We start from the raw sequence: 3,756 nt of genomic DNA, 5'->3' as shown, positions 1-3,756 counted from the left end.
ATTTGGTTGCGGGAGTAGGATTTGAACCTACGACCTTCAGGTTATGAGCCTGACGAGCTACCGGACTGCTCCATCCCGCGTGAAGGTGGAGGCTATCGTTGAAGAGATGTGCTCAAGTAGGCCAATGGCCGGTAGCACACTTTAATTGAAGATGTATTTATCTGCACTTTGCAGGCCTGGCAGCGACCTACTCTCCCACACCTTAAGATGCAGTACCATTAGCGCTGGGGAGTTTCACGGCCGAGTTCGGGATGGGATCGGGTGGGGGCTCCCCGCTAGAGCCACCAGGCCGGCGAAGGGCAGATAAATTGTAAAACTGGTCTTGTTGTTTAGCCCTCACGGCCGCACCGCGCATGACTGCGCTGGCCTGCGGGAACGCGGCCTGACCGGCCGGCGCGCGTTGCGCTTGCGAACCTTTCCGTTCGACGTCATTTCCCTTGAGAATCTAAACTGGTCTTATTTTGAAGTTGATTAGAGCACTTACCGAAGCCTTCAGGCTTCGCAAGGCCAAGTGGCCGCCGCGCACTTTTGCGCGCCCCCGCGGAGCTTAGCGCCACAGGCGCGCTCAAGCGTGAGCGCAAACCATCTAATCTTTTCAAAGCGCCTTTTGGCGCTTTTAAAACTCGTGCTCAAGTAGGCCGAAGGCTGGTAGCACAAGTAAAGATGAACATTGACTAATGAGAGGATCAAGCCGAACGAGCTATTAGTAAAGCTAAGCTTCATGCATTGCTGCACTTCCACACGCTTCCTATCGACGTGGTGGTCTTCCACGGCTCTTCAGGGAGAACTGGTTTTGAGGTGGGTTTCCCGCTTAGATGCTTTCAGCGGTTATCCCGTCCGTACATAGCTACCCTGCAATGCGGCTGGCGCCACAACAGGTCCACCAGAGGTACGTCCATCCCGGTCCTCTCGTACTAGGGACAGATCCTCTCAATTCTCCTACACCCACGGCAGATAGGGACCGAACTGTCTCGCGACGTTCTGAACCCAACTCACGTACCACTTTAATTGGCGAACAGCCAAACCCTTGGGACCTGCTCCAGCCCCAGGATGTGATGAGTCGACATCGAGGTGCCAAACAATGCCGTCGATATGGACTCTTGGGCATCATCAGCCTGTTATCCCCGGCGTACCTTTTATCCGTTGAGCGATGGCCCTTCCACGAGGGACCACCGGATCACTATGGCCGTCTTTCGACTCTGCTCGACTTGTCAGTCTCGCAGTCAGGCAGGCTTATGCCATTGCACTCAACGAGCGATTTCCGACCGCTCTGAGCCCACCTTCGCGCGCCTCCGTTACCATTTGGGAGGCGACCGCCCCAGTCAAACTACCCGCCACACACGGTCCCGGACGTTGTTGCGCCGCGGTTAGATATCCATAAGGACAAGGGTGGTATTTCAAGGATGACTCCACATCTGCTGGCGCAAATGCTTCAACGTCTACCACCTATCCTACACATGTCATTACGAATACCAGTGTGAAGCTGTAGTAAAGGTGCACGGGGTCTTTCCGTCTGACCGCAGGAACCCCGCATCTTCACGGGGAATTCAATTTCACTGAGTCTATGCTGGAGACAGCGGGGAAGTCGTTACGCCATTCGTGCAGGTCGGAACTTACCCGACAAGGAATTTCGCTACCTTAGGACCGTTATAGTTACGGCCGCCGTTTACTGGGGCTTCAATTCGGTGCTTGCACACCTCCTCTTAACCTTCCAGCACCGGGCAGGCGTCAGACCCTATACGTCGTCTTGCGACTTCGCAGAGCCCTGTGTTTTTGATAAACAGTCGCCACCCCCATTTCTGTGCCACCTATACCTGGTTGCCCAAGTACAGGTCTCCCTTCTCGCGAACTTACGGGAGCATTTTGCCGAGTTCCTTCAGCATAGTTCTCTCAAGCGCCTTGGTATTCTCTACCAGTCCACCTGTGTCGGTTTCGGGTACGGTTTATACGGTGGAGCTATTTCCTGGAACACCTTCGCTGCACCCCCAATCCAATAAGGAGATACAACACACGGCATCCGTCACTACCACCAAGTACAGGAATATTAACCTGTTTCCCATCGACTACGCCTTTCGGCCTCGCCTTAGGGGCCGACTAACCCTGCTCCGATTAGCGTTGAGCAGGAACCCTTGGACTTTCGGCGAGGGAGTCTCTCACTCCCTTTATCGTTACTCATGTCAGCATTCGCACTTCTGATATCTCCAGGAGCCCTCGCGGGTCTCCCTTCGCAGACTTACAGAACGCTCCGCTACCGCATGCACTTAAAGTGCACACCCGCAGTTTCGGTGTATGGCTTGAGCCCCGGTACATTTTCGGCGCGGAGACCCTTATTTAGACCAGTGAGCTGTTACGCTTTCTTTAAATGATGGCTGCTTCTAAGCCAACATCCTGGTTGTTTTGGGATCTCTACATCCTTTCCCACTTAGCCATAACTTAGGGACCTTAACTGGCGGTCAGGGTTGTTTCCCTCTCCACAATGGACGTTAGCACCCACTGTGTGTCTGCCGGATAGTACTTCTCGGTATTCGGAGTTTGGTTAGGATCAGTAAGGCGGTAAGCCCCCATAGCCCATCCAGTGCTCTACCCCCGAGAGTATTCATCCGACGCTCTACCTAAATAGATTTCGCGGAGAACCAGCTATTTCCGAGTTTGATTGGCCTTTCACCCCTAGCCACAGCTCATCCCCGACTTTTTCAACAGGCGTGGGTTCGGTCCTCCAGTGCGTGTTACCGCACCTTCAACCTGGCCATGGCTAGATCACTCGGTTTCGGGTCTAATCCAACGAACTTGACGCCCTATTCAGACTCGCTTTCGCTGCGCCTACACCTATCGGCTTAAGCTTGCTCGTTAAATTAAGTCGCTGACCCATTATACAAAAGGTACGCTGTCAGGCACGAAGCCCTCCAACTGTTTGTAGGCATCCGGTTTCAGGGTCTGTTTCACTCCCCTCGTCGGGGTGCTTTTCACCTTTCCCTCACGGTACTTGTTCGCTATCGGTCGACAAGGAGTACTTAGGCTTGGAGGGTGGTCCCCCCATGTTCAGACAGGATTTCACGTGTCCCGCCCTACTCAAGTCCTCAATCTCACAACACCCGTACGGGGCTATCACCCACTAAGGCCCGACTTTCCAGACGGTTCCGGTTAATTCAATTGAGGCACTGGCCTGGTCCGCGTTCGCTCGCCACTACTAGCGGAGTCTCGGTTGATGTCCTTTCCTCCGGGTACTTAGATGTTTCAGTTCCCCGGGTTTGCTCCCATTAAAGGGTACTCCATACGGAGTGGGTTGCCCCATTCAGAAATCCACGGATCAAAGCTTATTCGCAGCTCCCCATGGCTTATCGCAGCGTATCACGTCTTTCATCGCCTCTTGTCGCCAAGGCATCCACCGAATGCCCTTAAGACACTTGATCACTCTCATTATCAATGTTCATCTTTTTCAAGGTGCTCGCGCACCTTTAAAAAGATCATTTATTTGTGCGCTAACATGCTTCGCATTACTTGAGCGCGTTAAACACTCAACCAACACCAAAACAAGCGGCACAAATACGTTTGCTTCAAACCAGATCCAGCATGGGCCCCTTTGTAAAAACCCAAGCCATCAAAGGCTCAAACACAAACAGATCTTGATAATTAAGACCAGTTTCACGAGATTTTTCCGACAGTCATGCGGTCAGGCCTGACTACCTACTTAATCGTAGATCCCTTCAAAGCACTCAAGCAGGCCAATGGCCGGTAGTGCACTTCAAAGAAGTCCAA

At 53.0% G+C, this 3,756-nt stretch carries 1 tRNA gene and 2 rRNA genes; all 3 read right to left on the bottom strand.

The features are described 5' to 3' along the window. Positions 1–3: 3 nt before the first annotated feature. Positions 4–80, bottom strand: a tRNA-Met gene (locus tag RBB44_RS25325). Positions 81–174: 94 nt separating this feature from the next. Continuing rightward, positions 175–289: ribosomal RNA gene (rrf, locus tag RBB44_RS25320) — 5S ribosomal RNA — on the bottom strand. Positions 290–682: 393 nt separating this feature from the next. Continuing rightward, positions 683–3,410: ribosomal RNA gene (locus tag RBB44_RS25315) — 23S ribosomal RNA — on the bottom strand. Positions 3,411–3,756 lie beyond the last annotated feature (346 nt).

The sequence above is a fragment of the Roseibium sp. MMSF_3247 genome, from assembly GCF_030733765.1.
GTDB lineage: Bacteria > Pseudomonadota > Alphaproteobacteria > Rhizobiales > Stappiaceae > Roseibium.
Note: the sequence above shows the minus strand (reverse complement) of the source record. Positions and strands in the feature narration are given on the sequence as shown.